This is a genomic window from bacterium (genome assembly GCA_012517375.1).
Taxonomy (GTDB): Bacteria; Hydrothermota; Tepidihabitantia; order B3-TA06; family B3-TA06; genus JAAYVC01.
The window spans coordinates 1-18,351 of the sequence record JAAYVC010000001.1 but is presented as its reverse complement, the minus strand read 5'-3'; the positions used below and the strand labels follow the sequence as shown (position 1 = coordinate 18,351).

Annotated in this window: 22 protein-coding genes, 1 tRNA gene and 2 pseudogenes; 9 read left to right on the top strand and 16 right to left on the bottom strand. The window is 49.7% G+C overall.

Annotation, left to right across the window (positions count from 1 at the left end; genetic code table 11):
* The first annotated feature begins 9 nt into the window (after positions 1-9).
* Positions 10-552, top strand: a complete 543-nt coding sequence (gene hslV / locus GX441_00125) for an ATP-dependent protease subunit HslV (protein NLI97049.1) — start codon at positions 10-12, stop codon at positions 550-552.
* Positions 533-1,720: a SpoIID/LytB domain-containing protein gene (locus GX441_00120; GenBank protein NLI97048.1), complete on the top strand. Its 1,188-nt coding sequence runs from the start codon at positions 533-535 to the stop codon at positions 1,718-1,720. The genes hslV and GX441_00120 overlap by 20 nt, the downstream gene beginning before the upstream one ends.
* Before the next feature lie 700 nt (positions 1,721-2,420).
* Here GX441_00120 and GX441_00115 read toward each other — a convergent pair.
* The 4 genes from GX441_00115 to GX441_00100 all read right to left on the bottom strand — a co-directional run bounded on the left by GX441_00115 (position 2,421) and on the right by GX441_00100 (position 3,922).
* Positions 2,421-2,870, bottom strand: a complete 450-nt coding sequence (locus tag GX441_00115; protein ID NLI97047.1) for a hypothetical protein — start codon at positions 2,868-2,870, stop codon at positions 2,421-2,423.
* Positions 2,871-2,891: 21 nt separating this feature from the next.
* The gene (locus GX441_00110) at positions 2,892-3,284 is read right to left on the bottom strand and encodes a hypothetical protein (protein NLI97046.1); all 393 of its coding nucleotides are present in this window, start codon (positions 3,282-3,284) and stop codon (positions 2,892-2,894) included.
* Positions 3,285-3,292: 8 nt separating this feature from the next.
* Positions 3,293-3,844 carry an arginine decarboxylase, pyruvoyl-dependent gene (locus tag GX441_00105; GenBank protein ID NLI97045.1) on the bottom strand — a complete coding sequence of 184 codons (552 nt, stop codon included), beginning with the start codon at positions 3,842-3,844 and terminating at the stop codon, positions 3,293-3,295.
* Between the two features lie 5 nt (positions 3,845-3,849).
* A tRNA-Ala gene (locus GX441_00100) sits at positions 3,850-3,922 on the bottom strand.
* A gap of 155 nt (positions 3,923-4,077) precedes the next feature.
* Between GX441_00100 and GX441_00095 the strand changes: the two genes are divergently transcribed.
* The gene (locus tag GX441_00095; protein NLI97044.1) at positions 4,078-4,620 is read left to right on the top strand and encodes a hypothetical protein; all 543 of its coding nucleotides are present in this window, start codon (positions 4,078-4,080) and stop codon (positions 4,618-4,620) included.
* 36 nt (positions 4,621-4,656) lie between these two features.
* Here GX441_00095 and GX441_00090 read toward each other — a convergent pair whose 3' ends face one another.
* The 12 genes and pseudogenes from GX441_00090 to ychF form a co-directional block, all read right to left on the bottom strand.
* A complete protein-coding gene (locus tag GX441_00090) occupies positions 4,657-5,439 on the bottom strand; it encodes a 4Fe-4S binding protein (GenBank protein ID NLI97043.1) in 783 nt (260 codons plus the stop codon).
* Entirely contained in the window at positions 5,436-6,296 is an 861-nt protein-coding gene (locus GX441_00085) for an SDR family NAD(P)-dependent oxidoreductase (GenBank protein ID NLI97042.1), read from the bottom strand. The genes GX441_00090 and GX441_00085 overlap by 4 nt, the downstream gene beginning before the upstream one ends.
* Positions 6,289-7,071 carry an MBL fold metallo-hydrolase gene (locus GX441_00080; GenBank protein NLI97041.1) on the bottom strand — a complete coding sequence of 261 codons (783 nt, stop codon included), beginning with the start codon at positions 7,069-7,071 and terminating at the stop codon, positions 6,289-6,291. Before GX441_00080 ends, GX441_00085 begins: the two co-directional genes overlap by 8 nt.
* Positions 7,071-7,751, bottom strand: coding sequence for an NAD(P)H-dependent oxidoreductase (locus GX441_00075; protein NLI97040.1), 681 nt, complete (start codon positions 7,749-7,751; stop codon positions 7,071-7,073). The genes GX441_00080 and GX441_00075 overlap by 1 nt, the downstream gene beginning before the upstream one ends.
* Positions 7,744-8,316 (bottom strand): flavodoxin family protein, encoded by a 573-nt coding sequence (locus GX441_00070; protein ID NLI97039.1) that lies wholly within the window; start codon positions 8,314-8,316, stop codon positions 7,744-7,746. The genes GX441_00075 and GX441_00070 overlap by 8 nt, the downstream gene beginning before the upstream one ends.
* 67 nt (positions 8,317-8,383) lie before the next feature.
* Complete coding sequence (locus GX441_00065) at positions 8,384-8,980, bottom strand: TetR/AcrR family transcriptional regulator (protein NLI97038.1); 597 nt, start codon at positions 8,978-8,980, stop codon at positions 8,384-8,386.
* Positions 8,981-9,402: 422 nt separating this feature from the next.
* Positions 9,403-9,699, bottom strand: coding sequence for a hypothetical protein (locus tag GX441_00060; GenBank protein NLI97037.1), 297 nt, complete (start codon positions 9,697-9,699; stop codon positions 9,403-9,405).
* Positions 9,653-9,973 (bottom strand): hypothetical protein, encoded by a 321-nt coding sequence (locus GX441_00055; protein NLI97036.1) that lies wholly within the window; start codon positions 9,971-9,973, stop codon positions 9,653-9,655. The genes GX441_00060 and GX441_00055 overlap by 47 nt, the downstream gene beginning before the upstream one ends.
* Positions 9,970-10,869 (bottom strand): HaeII family restriction endonuclease, encoded by a 900-nt coding sequence (locus GX441_00050; GenBank protein NLI97035.1) that lies wholly within the window; start codon positions 10,867-10,869, stop codon positions 9,970-9,972. The genes GX441_00055 and GX441_00050 overlap by 4 nt, the downstream gene beginning before the upstream one ends.
* 11 nt (positions 10,870-10,880) lie before the next feature.
* Positions 10,881-11,258: pseudogene (locus GX441_00045) on the bottom strand (site-specific DNA-methyltransferase).
* A gap of 111 nt (positions 11,259-11,369) precedes the next feature.
* Positions 11,370-11,948 carry a DNA-3-methyladenine glycosylase I gene (locus GX441_00040; GenBank protein ID NLI97034.1) on the bottom strand — a complete coding sequence of 193 codons (579 nt, stop codon included), beginning with the start codon at positions 11,946-11,948 and terminating at the stop codon, positions 11,370-11,372.
* A gap of 104 nt (positions 11,949-12,052) precedes the next feature.
* The gene (gene ychF, locus GX441_00035; protein NLI97033.1) at positions 12,053-13,135 is read right to left on the bottom strand and encodes a redox-regulated ATPase YchF; all 1,083 of its coding nucleotides are present in this window, start codon (positions 13,133-13,135) and stop codon (positions 12,053-12,055) included.
* 233 nt (positions 13,136-13,368) lie between these two features.
* Between ychF and GX441_00030 the strand changes: the two genes are divergently transcribed.
* From GX441_00030 to mscL, 6 genes and pseudogenes are all read left to right on the top strand, one after another.
* The gene (locus GX441_00030) at positions 13,369-14,913 is read left to right on the top strand and encodes a serine hydrolase (protein NLI97032.1); all 1,545 of its coding nucleotides are present in this window, start codon (positions 13,369-13,371) and stop codon (positions 14,911-14,913) included.
* 35 nt (positions 14,914-14,948) lie between these two features.
* Positions 14,949-15,398 carry a nucleoside deaminase gene (locus GX441_00025; protein NLI97031.1) on the top strand — a complete coding sequence of 150 codons (450 nt, stop codon included), beginning with the start codon at positions 14,949-14,951 and terminating at the stop codon, positions 15,396-15,398.
* A 207-nt stretch (positions 15,399-15,605) separates the two neighbouring features.
* Positions 15,606-15,893 carry a DUF4342 domain-containing protein gene (locus GX441_00020; protein ID NLI97030.1) on the top strand — a complete coding sequence of 96 codons (288 nt, stop codon included), beginning with the start codon at positions 15,606-15,608 and terminating at the stop codon, positions 15,891-15,893.
* 33 nt (positions 15,894-15,926) lie between these two features.
* Positions 15,927-16,361 carry a C_GCAxxG_C_C family protein gene (locus tag GX441_00015; protein NLI97029.1) on the top strand — a complete coding sequence of 145 codons (435 nt, stop codon included), beginning with the start codon at positions 15,927-15,929 and terminating at the stop codon, positions 16,359-16,361.
* A 14-nt stretch (positions 16,362-16,375) separates the two neighbouring features.
* Entirely contained in the window at positions 16,376-17,440 is a 1,065-nt protein-coding gene (locus GX441_00010) for a hypothetical protein (protein ID NLI97028.1), read from the top strand.
* A gap of 147 nt (positions 17,441-17,587) precedes the next feature.
* Positions 17,588-18,046: pseudogene (gene mscL / locus GX441_00005) on the top strand (large conductance mechanosensitive channel protein MscL).
* The last annotated feature ends 305 nt before the right edge of the window (positions 18,047-18,351 follow it).

Genomic DNA, 18,351 nt, shown 5'->3' with positions numbered 1-18,351 from the left:
GGAGGAATAATGCTTAAAGTCCGTTCAACAACCGTTCTCGGAATGCTTGACCGCAAGCGCAGAATCGCCGTTATTGGAGCTGACGGTCAGGTCACGCTTGGAGATACGGTAATGAAGCACACAGCCAAGAAAGTCAGGCGCATCGGCGAAAAGATACTCGTGGGGTTCGCTGGCTCGACGGCTGATGCCCTTACACTTTATGAAAAGTTCGAGGCTAAGGTAAACGAATATCCTTCGAATCTCAAGCGCGCGGTTATTGAACTTGCAAAGGACTGGCGGCTGGACAGGGCTCTGCGCAGGCTTGAGGCTTTCATGGCGATACTCGATCCTGAGAACGCATTCCTCGTTTCAGGCGCAGGCGACATCATCGAACCCGATGATGCTATTGTCGCAATAGGCTCCGGTGCGCCTTACGCTCTTTCCGCGGCGCGTGCGCTCACAAAGCACTCCAAGCTGTCCGCACGCGAAATCGTAGAGGAGTCCATTCTTATCGCTTCGGAGATATGTCTTTACACCAACTCGGAGGTAACCATTGAAGAAGCTAAATCATAAGCTAATCTCGTTGTTCCCGTTTCTTATAACCATTTTCATCTTATCCGGATGCATCAACCGCTATGCGGTTGAGCAGTGGACTAAGGAGCCGGTCGTTCGCGTTCTCGTCGGCGAAAATGTCGCATCGGTAGCCATTGAAGCATCAGGAAACCATACGCTCTCCACTGAATCCGAGTCCTTTCCCGTTATCGGCGCCGCTAAATGGGATATCTCAACAGGTCAGGGTCTCTCGGTAGTACTGAACGGAACTAAGAATCTCACGAATCCTACTCTCCCAATAAAGATAGCACCTGATGAGCGAACGGTCCTAAAGCTCAACGGAAAGCCCTACCGGGGCTGGCTTGCGGTAACCCCTGGTACTACGTCAGGCTTCAACGTAATCAACCTTCTTCCCATGGAGCAGTATCTCTATGGAGTGGTTCCTCGCGAGATAGGACAGGGAACGCCCGATATCATGAACGCTGTAGAAGCGCAGGCGATATGCGCGCGCTCCTACGCGGTTACTCGAATGGGCTCGCATCGCAAACAGGGATTCGACATATACGCGGACACGCGCGACCAGGCCTACGGCGGAATGGCTATAGAATCGCCAGTGTGCACGAAGGCGGTCGAGGAAACACGCGGTGAGGTTGCGTTCGTGGATGATAAGATCCTCGACGCGCGCTACCACTCCACATGCGGAGGATACACGGCGAACTCCGAGGAGGCATGGACAGCGGTCATACCCTATCTTCGCACAGTCCGCGACGCGCCGTTCCTCGGAAAGGCTTACTGCGCCACGTCTCCTCACTTCACCTGGTCTCAAGCGGTTCCGAAAGAGAAATTCTATGGCATGATAGCATCAGCCATCCCCAATGGCGCAAAGGTTCGCACGTGGCAGCTCGATATAAACCCTAAATCCCGCCGGGTGATAAAAATGATCGTGAACACCGACCAGGGAAAGTTCGAGATAAAGGGACCGGTCATACGCACCACCCTTGGACTCAAGAGCACGTACTTCAAGGTTCGCGAGGAAGGCTCGAACATGGTGTTCGAGGGTCACGGCTGGGGACACGGCGTGGGCATGTGCCAGTACGGCGCGATGGAGATGGCGCGCCGGGGCGCAAGCGCCAAGCGAATCCTCAAGCACTATTACCAGGGAGTCTGGCTCGGCGAGCTATACGAATAGACCACCCCAAGCATAAACTTCGTTTCTGCTCGGGGACCCCGGAGGATCTGTCGGTTTTTAATATTTCACCTCCTCCAGGGTTTTTACAGAAAGTAATCCCCTTCTCGTCAAGAGGGGATTTTTTGAAAAGTAATATCGTCTCCTCTCGCGCGGGGATCGGTCTTTAAACCGGTTGGTTTCTTTAGTCAGAGGTTTTACCTATTACAACGCTCTTGAAAGCGTCATTACGCCTCAAGGAGTGAGGATATCTTTGTAAGAACGACTACTTCATTTGTCTGATTACAACCCCTCCTCAGGTGGGAGGAGAGATACTCGTCGGCGAAAAATTCAATTCTATTCCTAAGATCCTAAGAGAATTCACTTTTTCATATAAGAGCAACAAAGATAAATGAGTTCCTTGACAGCAACGAAAAATTGCCCTGTCCCCCGGGAATAGTTGTTGTTGGGAAAGAACTGTATGACATCGATGGTTGTTGGACCCCTGGATCTGAGATTGCGAAAAGCAGATTCAATAATTCTAATGCTGAATAAGCCAAAAATTTTTTCTTTACCAGATAATTATGGCGTAGATAAAAAAATCGACACCGCCGTATCTGTTCTGATTATTCTTCTAGGTAAAACTAGATTATTCCCTCACCCGACCGCTCCTTGGGGGTGACACCCTCCTCCCGGGGGAGAGGGTAATCGAAAGTGAAAGAGGTTACTCTTCTTTTCTCGACGAGCGCCAGATTGCTCTGATGATGACGACCACTATCACTACGATTCCTGCTGCAATGAGTATGAACGGCCAGAATTGAAATGAGCCTATGATGAACATCATGCCTACTGCGCCGACGATGATTCCAGGAATAAGCATCCCCAGAGCGCGGTAGCTCCAGCGGGGAACGAAGAGCCTGACGAGTCCGCCCAGAATCCATATTCCGCCGAATCCCACGAGCATATAAGCCCACCAGTTCGATGCAGGGATGACTCCCGTATGCTTGAAGTAGAACGCCAGACCCAGACACACTATCATGAGCCCGAAGACCACGCCGCCTATAGGATCGCGCCAGCTCCAGTACTCGTAGCGGCGAGCGCGGCGCTCATCCCTGTACTCCCTGCTGCACTCGCGCCAATCCTCGCGTTCATCTCTCGATTGTTTTTCTTCCATGTTACCTGGCTCTGATTATCTCTATTTGACGGCTTCGTCTTCCTTGCGGCGTCTTGAAGCTATGCCCCAAATCGTTGAGACTATTATTACGAGCCCCACCGCCACGATAATCAAGGGCCACCAGGTGGTCCATGCGTTCCAGCCGCCTCCGAGAATGGGCACAATCCCGACAACGCCAAGAAAGAGCGCCGGAATAAGCATGCCTATGAAGCTGCGTCTGAGACCGGGAACGAAGAGCCAGGCTATGCCGTTCAAGAGAAAGAGAGCAGCCAGACCGAGGCAGAAGTAGGCTCCCCATTCGGACCACGTTATCATCTTTATCATCACGAGATAGAAGCTTATGCCCGTCCAGATTACTATTAATCCCCCGAAGATTCCACCTATTATATCTCTTGCAGCAGATTTTTTCGACATTTTTCCTCCTATGGCACAAAAACCGCTGCAGCTATGACGGATGTCCAACCTGTGTCCCTGGAGCCGACAGCGGTTTGAGTTATATGACTTGTTCTGACAATCTTATCCGAGATTTTCCATATCTCACGGCGTTCATCGTAGCTTGAATTCACGTCGAAAGGAACTCCCAGCGTCGAGGCCAGCATCTGCGCCGCCAGGTCCTCAGCGTAGTCCCCGGCTTTGTCTTCCTTTTCTCCAAAGGAATGATATTCCGATAGATACCCGTATTGAGTCCTGTCTGCGGGAACTGCAAGTCCAACTGAAGCCGAAATAAGCCGATGCGGCTCGTCCGTCTGGTTCTCGCTCATCACAACAAAGACGATTTGTCCGTGAAGAAGTTGCGCCACTCCCCTTGAGCGCGAGATTATCCTGCATCCCGGCGGAAGAATGCTAGAAACCTTTACGAGATTGAAGGGAGCTATGCCGGCAAGCCTCAGTGCAGCCTCAAAGGAAGCCAGTTTATCCTTAGCGCGGCCTACGCCGCGCGTTAAAAAAACTTTACTCGGAACAAAGACATTCACTTTAATGGAGCTGAACGGATTCGAACCGTCGACCTCCTCGTTGCGAACGAGGCGCTCTCCCAGCTGAGCTACAGCCCCGGTAGTCGATTCTCGTAAGTCCAATACTACTGAACTCAGTGCGCCGTGTCAACATGGGTTGGAAGATCGGCCATTAGCTTGACAACCGCTTTTACAAACATAAGATATGATAAGAAAAAGCCCCACGCAGGGAAAAAGCAATGAAAGGTCGATGAATGATAGCTCTTTTGTTATTTCTCGCTCAGGCATTCCCGGCTGATACTTCGGTTAATCGTGTACAGCCGCTGATATCCAATCTTCTGAGTCAAACCGACTACTCAGGTTCGATAGAGCCTCTGTTAGCGCCAAGCTTACCTGGAGCTGACCAAATCTTTTTGAAAGCCACTGCAATCGGAACGGGCCTTATGGTTTTCGGAGAAGCCCTGGCGCTCGAGATAGGCATGAATCTTCCGGGCGAGAACAAACTTGCCTGGTTAACGCCAAAGAACAATATTCTCATGGCCTCGGACGCTTTATTGGGGCTTGCACTCGTTTACCTGGGTCTTTCCCAGCAGGAGCTCTATTCCTCTCCTTTCTTCTACGGGGTGACGGGAATAACCTTTGCCACTCACGTCTATCGCGAGATAGAGTACTTTTCTGAAGCAAGCGATAAATACTGCTTCAACACGCCGCTGTTCATATTGAACAACGTAAAGATGGCAGGACTCTTGACTGCAGCGGGTACAGGTCTTGCATTGAACTTCACGTTCAATTTTTAATACCCATCTGCTCCAAAAGCCCTAAGAAAATCTTATCTAGCCCTTCTGAGCGATTATATCTTTTAAGGATATATCGGGGTGGCGGTAGCGGGTGCGTTTCAATGTTCTTCTTCCTATCTGTATCGAGGTCTTCGGACAGAGGTGTATGCAGGCAAAGCACTGTTCGCAGCGGTGATGCCAGGACGGCTTTCCATCGACCATCTCGACGTTGTCCACCGGGCAGACCTTTACGCACGTTCCGCAGGAATTGCATTGCTCATCGGTCCAGAACTCCCTGTCCTTCTCGTGAACTTCTTTTATCCATCCGTGGTAAGCGAAGTTGCCCGTAAGCTTTCCGGCGAGCGAATCCCTGGGTTTTTCATCGACTTTGTTCCTGATGATGTCTGCAATTTTTTGGATACGCGAAAGCGCCGAATCTGTAATTCTTTTTGCTTTCTCCTCGCTGGGTGCGTTGAAGTTCGGGATGTAGTTGTCGTGAGTGGTCAGGTAGAATGCCGAGTGCAGTCTTTTTGATTTTCGCTCAAGAATTCCGTTAAGCTGCGAGAAGACTATCCCTCCGGTTAAGCCGCGTGTTACAACTGTAAAGCAATAGTCTGCTTTATCCAGATTTATCTTATCCACGAACCGCATAACGATATCGGGTGTCCCAGAGAAGTAAAGAGGAAAAACGAACCCAACGGTATCCGAGTCCGCGGCAACGGTCTTCTCCTTCATTAGCTTTGCCATTGGCTTGAGTGTTGCGCCGTCGAGCAGCTCCGAGAGCTTTCTTGCCGCCCAGAGCGAGTTGCCGGTTCCGGTAAAGTAATAGATTGTCGTCATGCGACCTCCTTTGATTTTTCGAGTCTTTTTGAGATAGCCTTGAGCTGGGATTTGACCATATTGTCGAAACCCCTGTCGGAAAGCAGCCGGCGCAGCGTTATCATGAAACTCGCTGTCCAGCCAGCCCTGTAGCGGGGGAGGGAGTGTTTGGATTTCAGCGCCCGCGATATTATTTTTGAGACCGCTTCCGGTCCTGTTGACATCCTGTTCCTGTAAGGAGCCTTGAGAAACTCGGCCATGATGCGGGAGTCTTTTGCGTAGGGACCTTCGGCCGAGTGTTTGCGCAGATTTTCAGCTGAAACATCTATCCAAGGCGTCCGTATAGGCCCCGGCTCGATTACGATGACGTCTATGCCGAACGGCGCTACCTCCTGCCTCAAGGCGTCCGATAATCCCTCGACCGCGTGCTTGGATGCATGATACCAGCCGCCGAAAGCAAAGCCCATCTTGCCGCCCATCGAGGAGATGTTTACAATCTTTCCCCGCCCCTTCTTTCTCATTCCCGGAAGAACTAACTGAATAAGTCTTGCCATGCCGAAAACGTTGGTCTCCATCTGGACTCGAGCCTCGGTCATTGAAACGTCCTCTATTGCTCCATAATGACCGTATCCCGCGTTGTTGACGAGTACGTCAACGCATCCGGACTCGGATTCTATCATTCTGACAGCTGATTCCATCGAATTGTTGTCGGTAACGTCCAATCGAATTGTCCGGGCGCCCTTCTCCTTCAATTCAAAAATGCTTTGTTCGTTTCTTGCTGCCGCATAAACATCTAAACCGTCCGCAAGCAATTCATGAACTATAGCTCTGCCTATCCCGGAGGATGCACCTGTAACCAGTGCGGTTTTCTTAGTCACTTTTGTTCTCCTTTTTTTCGAGATACTCATTTACGTCTTCGGGTTTGAAGGGGCCGCCGTGGGCAACGTAGATAATCTTTGGCGAACGATTCAAAAGCTTCCGAATGCTTTCGCGGGCAAGCCCAGGATCATCGCAGAACATAGGCTCTCCTGGTTTTCTGACCGAAAAGGGAAAGTCGGCGAAAATAAGATCCCCTGCGATAGCCTCGCCTGACGGAAGAAGCAGGGTGATTGAACCTGGTGTATGGCCCGGCGTATGAACAATCTTTGCATCCACTCCGTAAGCCTCAAGGCTCATACCGTCGGACAAGTAAAAATCCGGTTCACAAGGAGTAAGCGTTTTAACATGGGTAAGCGCTGCAAAAACCTTGCCGAAGGCGCTGCGGGCTGTCCCTATGTTTGTCCCCAGCCTTAGATTGGGGGCATCCGCCTCATGCACAGCTAAAGGGACCACAAGTTTCTCCTTAAGCATGGCGGCGCTTCCTGCATGGTCTATGTTGTTGTGGGTTAGGATAATCAACGATATCTCTTCTCTCGGTATCCCGAGTTTGTCAAATCTTTCAAGTATCTTCTCTCCATCCCCTGGATTCCCGGTGTCAATTAGTATGGTTTTCTCCCCTCTTAAAAGATAAGCGGTTGTATGACCAAGGGGTATCGTTACAAGTTCCTCTCTCCCGCATCTTACTGAAGATGAAGGCCTTGTTGAGCATGAGACGGTAAAGAGAACGAGACTCAAGAATAGAACCCTTTTCTCGAATATACGGTTTTCCATCATCAATTACTCCTTTCGTAGGGCTTTGCGAACATCTGTCTTCTCTTAAGACCGTTCTTTCGGGCTATGCTATTCCAACCCATGTTGCCTATCATGAGATACATTCGCTTCGGTATAGGCAATTTGGAGGCCGCATTTATCGCATCTTCCGGTATCTCGGAATCTTCGGCTATTGCCGATGCAGCGATGTCGAGTGCGCTCGTGATATGTTTGACCCTGCCGCCCGCTTCTTCAAGATTTTGCTCTCCGATAATCCCGCCTCCGCCTATAGGTATTCCGCCAATCCAGCGAAATCCGGATAGCTCTGCAAAACGTTTGCACATATCGAGAGCAAGATTGTTCTGGTGCGATTCTGGAAAACCGCATTGGCAGATAGCCACGAAACGCTGGTCCTTTTGCGGTTTCTTTCCCTTTCGCGAGGCGTGAATCAATTCTAGCGCCCTGGTAAGTCGCGCGGGCATGCTGTCAACGTACAAGGGAAAGGTTACGACCACGACATTCGCTTCATCCACTTTGTTTATGACTTCTTCCAATTCTTTATCCCTGCGATGCTCCGCGTATATCAAAAGTTTTTCCGTTTCTAAACCGCTTTCCGATAGTTTCTTTAAGAGATAATCCGTAATTGAGCTTGAGTTTGACGATGCCCCCTTTGGGCTGCCCACTAATCCTAAAACCTTAGGCACTTTTCACCTCCAGCGAATCGAGCATTGCTCGAATCTTTTCAGCGTATTCTTTCGTATCTTGACTCGAATGAATAATTCCAGCACCGTACGAGGGTGGATCCATGTTCAGGGCATTTCGCTGGTTGAGCGCATAGAAAATCTTTTCCTGTTCCTCGTCCTTATTCTCCAAAATACCTAGGGAAACCAGGCTAGGCCTTTTTTTGTAGCGGTGGGGGTGGTGAATCTCGCCTTTGATAACCCTGAAGTAAGGCAGCAGCACGGGAATGAATCTATCCACCGCTTTTTTGATATGATACGAATACCCGCCGAATGTAACCGGTGTGAGGTATACGACCATATCCGATTGAACCATCTCTTTCGCAACATCCCTGCATGCGTCATTTATAACGCACTCTCCTGGTGTTTTGACCCAGCAGCCGAAGCATCCGGCGCATGTATCAATCTCCATCTCCCTCATCTGGAGCGTGGTAACTGTGAACCCTCTTTTTTCTAACTGACGTAAAAGCTCGGCTTCTATCATTTGGAAAGATTCGTCTTCTGCGCCGTTCATAACAAGTGCCTTCATTGTTCAGACTCCTCTATCATGTGTTTGATTGAACGTTCATTCAAGACGCAATTCAAAAAAATTTGTTTCATCTTCCGGGTTCCTCGTGCTTGGTGATAGCGTCCCAGGCCATTTTCGAGGTCGTCCTCAGCAACTCTTCGTCTATTGTAAGTCCAATAGATTCGAGTCTTGAAACGGCTGAGGCAAGGGCAAATGTGGCCTCCATTATCACCATCACGGGAAAGGGTTTAAGTATGCCGGCGTCTATTCCGTACTGTATAAACACCACTGTTCGGGCAAATGCGGTGAAGTGCAGTTCTGTGCCGCACATCTTGTCGTACGGCGAGTTATCGAACTGGCTGATGAACGCGCGGTCCGCAGGATTGTCTGTAAGATAGCGAATCATGTTGCGCCACAGGTTGTAAAACCGCGGATAGGGGGGCATCTTATCGTCGTCGCCCGCTGCGAGCGCCTCTGCAAACCGCCTTTTGATATCCATATGCAGCTTGAGAATCAGGTCGTCCTTGCTCTTGAAGTAGTGGTAGATGATGCCTGCGCTTACGCCCGCTCTCCTGGCGACTTCCGACATCGGCGTTCCGTGGAACCCGTTCTGGGCAATAAGCTCCACCGTCGCTTTTAATATTGCGGAACGCTTGTCGTCCGTTTCGGTTGATTGAACATTCATTCAACTGAAATTATAATCAAAATTCCGAGCTTGTCAAGCGGTTTTAAGCTGGACAAAAGATGGTCAAAAGATGGTCAAAAAGTGGTCAAAAGATGGACAGAAAAGAGTCAATTTAACGATCTCAATGAATCAGGATTAACGGAACAAGGCCCGGGTTAGAGTCCTTTTACGGGGTCCCCGCGGAAGTGCGGAGCAATTTCGTGGGACGAGAGAAGTTGGACAAAACCGCCCCAAAATAATGCCCGAAGCGTTATTTTGGGGACCCCGACGACTTTCTCGGAAAGTCGTTCAGAAGTTTGCCTTCAAATCAAAGTTGTAATGGCAAACTTCAAACCGTCCCCTGGACGGTCGGTCAGGGTTCAAGGAATGAGGTCAGATTTGAGTGTTGTGCGTCAATAAGAACATGGGCAGGGGTGGGTAGGTTATAATAACTGCAACTTAAAATCGTTAAATTCTGCCTCTTTTTTTAATTTTGCCAAGGTTTCACGTTGAGAAGGTTTAAGTTTCTTTTCATCGAATCCGGTTTTTGTTGTTAACTTGAGTACTGCAACCAGGCTGTAAGATTTACCTGCGACCTTTACATTCTCTAGGTTCGTGAAAAGAATCATTTTTACCAGTCCGTCCTTAATGTCGTCTACCGAGGGCAAGGTGTTGGTTTCGCTGTGTTTTGCTTCAACCAGGTTTTGTGTATTCCCATTCCCCCAGGCTTCTATCTTCATCCAAAACACCTTCGATATATTCACGGGAATCAAGGTCGGATAAGAACGATATAGCTTTCTGGAAATAGAACGCACAGGTCAAAGGTTTTACCTTCCATTGAGATTCAGATACCTTTGGATCATCAATGCTAACATTGAATATCGATAAAATAGGGTTGAGGTTGTTGATATAAGAAAACCTTCTTGTGGTCGGTTCCAAAGCCTCGATGTAAAAGCTGAAATTACTGGATTCGACAGTAAAGATGTATTTCCGCCCTGCGATTACTTTTCTCATATATCGCTTGAGTATTCCCTGCTGAACTCTTCAAAGATAACCCGTAGAACTTTTTCTCTATCCTCATCACAATCAAACTGACCAGCTAGATCGAGCAAATATCTTTTACTCAGGGATTGAATCTTCATGTCGATAAGGTATTCTTTTACAGGTTTTGCTATATCGTCAATCACAATGATTACTTTCCCATCTTCCAACCTGTCATTGTCGAAATTCGACTTTAACTCATCGTAGACACCTTTTGCAATTTTCTGATTAGTTAGTTTAATTTTCTTTATCTGATAAACTACACCGAAGTTAGTTGAGATATCTACGCCTTTGTCGTGCGCTGATGTACGCGTGTCCCTGTAAATCCTACATGCGAACTTTTCGAGGTGCACTTTGAGAATTGCGAAGCTGAATATCTCGAAGTTAATAGGATTAACGTCGATGTTATTTTCAATCAATTCTGCGAATTTTCTGGCACTTGAGGAAACTACACTTCTGAATTTCTTTTCTCCTAACTGCGGAATTATTGTAAGCTTCTTGGCTATATATTGCGCCACAGCTTCTGGTATCCACTTGATAAGTTCTTTTGCTTCTTTTTTGAAAGGCTCTGTTAGTTGGTATTTCTTTACGTCGAGCACTTTTAGAACCGAGTACTTTGATATTCGTGTGGGATATGAATCGTTATACTTCCCACCCATATGTAAGTCATGCCCCAAGAATCTTTTCATCTGCTTTATAGCTTCATAATACCATTGTCTAATATCTTTGTCAGAGCATATATCTTGACCAGTCTTTACATAAGAATCAACAATTCCTAAGGTTATCAAAGAGTAAATACTTTTCGATTGGGATCTTTTTAGCATCTTGTTGATTTTTTCTCTACAAAAAGTGGTTTCTTCTTTCACCATTAATTCCACATGTTCTGCAAAAGCACGCCGCTGCGGCGGCTGATTCTTAAATACCCGTCAGGCTTCTTCCAGATAATCCTATCACGGTATCTGAAGCCTGCTTCCTGAAATATCTTTGTCGCATCGGCAACAATTGGGAACTTTTCGCCGTCAACCAACATATCGTCTATATTTAGAACTACAATCCTGCCGGCTTGCAGAACGCGGAAACTCTCCTTGGCAAAATTCTTCAATACACCGAAATACTGCTCGTAACTTTTGAACAGCCCCTGGTAGTCAAAAGGCGCATTATAATATGGCGGCGAGGTCACAACCAAATGAACGCTCTCATCTTCAATTTCAGCCATACTCATGCAATTTCCCAATATCAATTTATGCGTCGTAGCCATTATGTATTATCCGCTATTAGCATCAGGAGTCAAGATCATGATGTCCAGGCAAGCTAAAGCATGCCTCTGCATTGCCTTCTTAGAGATGCGAGCGAATGTGGGTATTGTGGTTTAGCTCAGCCTCCCAACCTCGGAATGCCTGAAGCACGCAACTTCGTGGTCGTTTACCATACCGACTGCCTGCATGAAGGCGTAAATGATGGTCGAGCCGACGAAGTTCATTCCCCTTTTCACGAGGTCTTTCGAAATCTTATCCGATAGCTCGGTTCTTGCCGGGATTTCTCGCATGGAACGGATTTTGTTTTGAACCGGCTTTCCTTCAACAAATCCCCAGATGTATTCATCAAGACTCCCAAACTCCTTTTGAATCTCCAGAACCACCCTGGCGTTGCGAATTGCCGAGTTGACCTTCAGGCGGTTGCGGATGATGCCCTCATTGGCGAGCAGTTCGGCTACCTTGTTATCGCCATACGCCGCGACTTTTGCCGGGTCGAAGTTATCGAAGGCCTTGCGGTAGTTCTCCCTCTTATTCAAGACCGTAGACCACGAAAGACCTGCCTGAGCGCCTTCCAGAACGAGCATCTCGAAGAGCTTAGTATCATCGTGGCAGGGCACGCCCCATTCCTCATCGTGATATTTCAGATAGAGTTCGTTTTGGGCGCCTGCCCAACCGCATCGTTGTTTGGTCATCGCAACCTCCATAAGATTACAGGCATTTACTTATCTCTGCAAATCATTACATTAGAAAGAATCGGACGCCTGTCAAGGGGTAGACCCCGGGATCCTCTTACACTTCAGGATTTGTTGAAGCGCACTCCCACGATATCGCCCTCCTGGACTATGTAGTCCTTGCCTTCTACCCTTTGTTTTCCGGCCCTTGCAACAGCGGTTTCAGAACCGAGCGTCACCAAATCCTCGTAGCGGATGACCTCCATCCTGATGAATCCCTTCTCCATGTCGGTATGAATCTTGCCTGCGGCAACTGGCGCCTTGTCGCCCGAGCGGCATGTCCAGATGTGGACCTCCTTCTCGCCTGCGGTTATGAAATTGACGAGCCCGAGCGCTCTGCGTGCGGCATGCATTAGCCGCTCCCTTGAGGACTCTCCGAGACCGAGTTCTGCAAGAAACATCGCCTGATCGACCGAATCCATCATTGCTATCTCGGCTTCGTCCCTTCCGCATATCACGACCAGCTCGGCTCCTTCGGCGTCCGCCACTCTTGCGAGCGCCTTCACATGGCGGTTATCCGCATCGGCAACGTCCTTGATGTTTGCAACGTATATTTGCGGCTTCAGCGAATGCAGATTGCACTCCCTTACCGCTTTCTTCTCAGCTTCGTCGAGCCCCTGTTTGCGCGCCGGTATGCCTTCATTAAGACCTCGAAGAACCTTTTCGCAAGCGGCCACTTCCTTCTGGGCATCCTTGTCTCCGGTGCGCGCCTTTTTTGAGATGCGGATAATCTTGTTTTCAACGGTCTGGGAATCAGCAACGACGAGTTCGAGGTCGATGGTCTGGACATCTCGTACCGGATCGACGGTATCATTCGCGTAAGGAACGTTTGCATCCTCGAAAGAGCGAACGACGTGCAGCAATGCATCCACATCCTTGATATGGGCCAGGAGCTTAGAGCCTCTGCCTTCTTCGGCGGTTGAGCCCGACGCCAGACCCGGAATATCGACTACATCAAGCATGGCAGGCACTATCTTGGGCGCGTTGTACATCTTAACGAGCTTCACGATTCGAGAATCAGGAACCGGCACCGAAGCCACGTTCGATTCCGAAGCAGTGAAGGCGTTTGCGCCTGCAGCCGTCAGGGCGTTGAAGATTGTTGTTTTACCGCATCCAGGCAGGCCAATCAAACCGCAGCGAAGCCCCATTTTTCGCTCCTTGTCGATACAATCGTCATACTTTTTTCTCCTCTACCTAACAAAGTTTTTATCGGTACGTTTTCGTTATTCTATATTTTATGGTGAAGCCGGTTATGGACTTAACAAACCATTGCATAATTCTACTAATAACGGATTGATTGTCAAACTCCGGTTTTCGAATATTCGAGTGAGTTGACAGCTCGTACTCAAAGAATATCATTCTGAATAAAACTGGAGGAGTATTGAATAATCGTTTTCTGCCGTTCGCAATAGTTTTGAATCTCGTACTTATGGGTTCGGGGTGTGCAAAAACCCCAGATTACTGGCCCACCGACGGCTGGCGTACCTCGCCCCCTGAGGCGCAGGGCATGGACTCCGAAACCCTCTCAAAGCTCCTGGAATTTATCCGCGAACATGACATGCACATGCATTCGGTAACCATCATCAGGCACGGGTATATTGTTTTCGACGCTTACTTCTGGCCCGCTTCACCATCAACCCTGCACGACATCGCCTCTTGCACCAAGAGCCTCACCTCGACACTTGTGGGCATCGCGCAGGACAAGGGTTATCTGGATATAGATAAAACAATGCTTTCCTACTTTCCGGATAGAACCGTCCGAAATCTCGACGCAGAAAAGCAAAAGATAACGGTCAAAAATCTTCTTACCATGACCTCGGGCATGAAGTGCGTGAACGTACCCACCGAGGTCACCCTGAACGAGATGCTGCAAAGCCCTGACTACGTCCAGTTCGCACTCGACCTCCCCGTAACAGCCGAGCCCGGCTCGAAATGGGAATACGCAAGCTGCGGCTCTCACCTGCTCGGAGCAATCGTCGCAAATTCGACCGGAATGAGCGAGGAGGAGTTCTGCCGCAAGAACCTCTTTGAACCCCTGGGCATCGATACCTTTTACTGGCCTCGCGACCGGCAGGGTTACAACCACGGATGGGGCGATCTCCGTATGAGACCGCTCGATATGGCCAAGTTAGGCTTCCTCTATCTCCATAAAGGTCTCTGGGACTCGAGAAGGATACTCTCCTCAAACTACGTCCGTAAGGCCACGAAGACACGAACGAAATTTGAGTCCGGTGAAGGTTACGGTTACCAGTGGTGGACGTACAAGTTTGGTTCCTACTATGCCAAGGGGCGGGGCGGACAGCGCATCTTCATGGCACCCGTACTCGACCTCATCGTAGTAACTACGGCCGGAAACTCAGCTGCAGAGTCCGATCTTTACGAACCCATGCTCGGGCAGGTGATTTTACCTGCGGTAAAGAAGATGGGACGAGGCTCGCTTCCTGAGAATCCGGACGCATTCGCACGCCTCGAAGCGGGAATCAAGGAAGCCGGCGAACCTCCTTTACCGGAGCCAGTGCCAACCTTGCCTCAAACAGCTTACGATGTATCCGGCAAAGCCTGGGCGCTGGATTCGAATCTTGTAGGCTGGGAGACGTTGAAACTTGAGTTCGATAACGGTTCAAACGAGGCCTTCATCACCCTCATGGTCAACGGCCGCACGAACCGTTTCCCTGTCGGCCTCGACGGCGTTCCGCGCATAGCGACGGGTGAAAGCTTTGCCGCCGATTCGAGATATGCGGGTCAGGACGTCGCGCTTAATGGTTCCTGGTCTTCCGATACCTTCGCAATCGACTTCAATACCATCGGCGTCATCGAGAGGGGGACGATAGCGTTCCATTTTATCGCCGACACCGTCGGAATTGAACTCTTCGAGAAGACCTTTATCGGTGCACCGGTGACGTTTACAGGAAAGCTCAAGGAGTAAGGTTGGACTTCGATTCAGCAGACCACGAGAAGTACATGCGGGAGGCGCTAGTTGAAGCAGAGAATGCTCTTGCCAGAGGGGATAGGCCTATAGGAGCAGTAATCGTCCACGATGGCAAAATCATCGCCAGCGGTTCAAATGCTTTTCTAACCTCGAAGAGCAACATCGAGCACGCCGAGATGCGGGCGCTTCGCTCGTGCGCGCCCTTTCTTCAGACCCGCGGTCAGGAGTGCACGATATACACCACCGTGGAGCCCTGTCTCATGTGCCTTGGCGCCATCGTCATGTGCGAGATCGGCTCCATCGTTTTCGGCATGCACGACAACTGGATAAAGCCCCGTCTTGCGATAGAGAACGTACCGCATCTGGCGAATCGCATCGACTTGTACCTGGGGGGAGTCATTGAGGCCGAGTGCGAAGAACTCTACAAGAAATTCTCATTAAGGGAGCACGAGATGATTAAGACGGGAGTAAAAAGGACTTGAGCATGTTGTCGCGTAATCACGCAAACCGCATTACGTTCAGGATGTTTTACCGTTCCTGCGGATACCTTAAGGATGTATGGGATCGAGCCGGGACAAAAGGTTATGGTCGCCAGGGGGAGCGGCCTTGCTTTAGGTTTTCCGGCAAGGGGGCCGATAATCGATGAAGCAAAAAAACACCCGGAGCTGGAGACATTCTAGGAGAGAAAAATGACAGAAGAAAAAAAGAGAGATGAGCGCACGGTCGGCGAGCAGTTCGAGGTCGCAGGCGCCGAGCTCGTCGAGTTCGTAAAGAAGCTTATACGCGAGGGCAACATAAGGCGCATCATAATCCGCAACGAGAAGGGCGAGGTCTTAATAGAGATTCCCCTTACGGCAGGAGTCGCGATAGGCGGCGTGCTGACGCTTTTTGCTCCCATACTCGTCGCCGTGGGCGCCATGGCCGCGCTTTTGACGAGCGTCAAGGTCGAGGTCATAAGAACAGAGGAGCAAAGATAAAACAGCTATCTTAACAGTAGGAGATGAACTATGATGGAAAGAACCGATGCTTCAGAATCGCTCTTCAAGGAAGGCTTCAGCTGCTCGCAGGCGGTATTTGCCGCATTCGCGCCCGAACTGGAGCTCGACAAAGAAACCGCACTCAAAATCGCTTCATCATTCGGCGGCGGAATGGCGCAGATGGGCGAGGTATGCGGAGCCGTGACAGGCGCTTTAATGGCGCTCGGCCTCAAATACGGAAGGACGAAGGCTCGCGATATCGAAACAAAGATGCGTAACTACGAGCTGGTTCAGGAGTTCTTCAAGCGCTTCAAGGAGCGCCATTCATCCATAATCTGCAAGGAGCTCCTGGGTCTCGATATGAGCGTTCCCGAGGAAAGGACGCTTATTCACGAGCGAAAGCTTACTGCAACCGAATGCCCCAAATTCGTGGAAACAGCCGCGCGTATACTTGAGAATTTGATGTAGACCGAGGAGCTATTTTGAAGAGAAGAATCATAATTGCGTTTGCGTTTTTTATTGTAAGCGCACGGCTTCTAGAAGCCCGCGCGCTTTTTACTTTCAAGGAAGCGGGCATGGGCGGTTACGGAGGCCCGCAGTTCCGCGCAACCCTCATCAACGATAAGTTTGCCCTGTTTGGCGGAGGTCCCGCAAACATCCTCCTCACGCCTTCCCTCTGCGTAGGTCTTGACTGGATGGCGCCTGAAGGCGACGCAGGAGGCTTGGATTTCTATTACGGCGGTCCGCGTATGGATTACATTTTCTTTCCTCGCTCCTGGTTCCATCTCTCAATAGGTTCAATGGTCGGTGCAGGCTGGTTCTCATACCAGGACCCGGATGTCGCAGGCGATACGGCGCGCTCCTCCTGGTGTTTTGCAGCGGAGCCTGAACTAATGGCTTCCTTCAATATCTTGAATCACGAAAGGATAGGGATAGGCGCGAGTTACAGGCTCATTGCAGGTTCGCGGGACATCGCCGGTCTCGATGAATCCGGCTTGAGCGGGCCGTCGGTGTTCCTCAAGCTCATGTACGGAGTCTACGATCCCGGGCTTGAGCCGGAAGAAAAAGGATTTATCTTCACCGGCGCCGGTTCGCGCCAGTTTACCCTTCTTGCAGGGCGTCCTTCGATGCTCACGGGCGGAGGCACTAGACTCTTCATAAACAACAAGCTCTACATCGGCGTCGGCGGCTTGACAACCATAATAGGACCACGGATCGGGAACAACACCCTCGGCATGATGTTCGGCGGCATATGGTCTGAATACGTCTTTAACCCGCATTCGCTTTTTGAGTTTTCCGCAGGCGGAATAGCCGGTATGGGAGGCGGAGGGACGTTTAACGAAGTCACGGGAGAGGAATCGATATCGCCGATGCTCCTAGCTGATCCATCGCTCTATATGTCCCTGAACGTAACCGAGTTTCTCAAACTGACTCTTGGCGCTGGATACAGAGCGTGCTATCTCATCAACGAGGTTGCCGGGCTTGAACCGATGGAGCTGTCGGGTCCGACTCTGCTCGTACAGCTACGATTAGGCGGGTTCCAGTAAGATCGTAAAAGACTTATCTTGCATAATCTCGCCTTAACCAAATGAAAGGGCTGATGCCTTAGATTGAGAGAAAGGCTTGACAAACCAATGGAAAGGCAGATAATTTTTTTTTGAAACCTTAATCTTAACGCCATAAGAGGAGGCTTTATGTGGAAAGACTTCAAGGAGTTCGTACTCCGCGGCAACGTGGTGGATATGGCTGTCGGCATCATCATAGGCGCCGCGTTCGCGACTATCGTTAAGTCGCTCGTCTCCGATATCATTATGCCGCCTTTAGGGCTTCTTTTGGGCAACGTCGATTTCTCCAATCTCTTCGTTGTCCTCAAGGACGGTTCACCTATTGGTCCCTATCCCTCGCTTGCCGAGGCTCAAAAAGCGGGCGCGGTATCCATAAACTACGGGGTGTTTATCACCTCCATCATCAACTTTCTTCTCGTTGCAATCCCCTTGTTTCTCATCATCACGGGCGTCAACCGCTTGAAGAAACTCGGAAAGAAACCGGCCGCAGCGGAGCCAACAACAAAGTAATGCCCCTACTGCCTCTCGGCAATCTCCATAAAGGCTGTGCGCTGTCCCTACTGCACGTCGGAGTTGAAGAACCGGTAATAAGGAAGTATAATGCTCTGGTCGAGGGCCGAATAGCAACAATGCCGTCGTTTTTGCACTGCTCGAGCTTTTAGTCCTTGCAGGTACGATAGCTATTGACACTGCGTCTTAGCTGCGTATATTTATTTCTAAGGCATTAATTTGTCGCGAACAAGGAAACGCTTAAAGGATGAAGGAGGTTTCATGCAAAAAAAACTTCAAAAACATGACACCATCATCGGAACAATTATGTTGTTCCTTTGTATGGGAATAACGACTGTCATGGATGCAGGAATCAAAGGTGAACTCAGGATACTGGATGATAC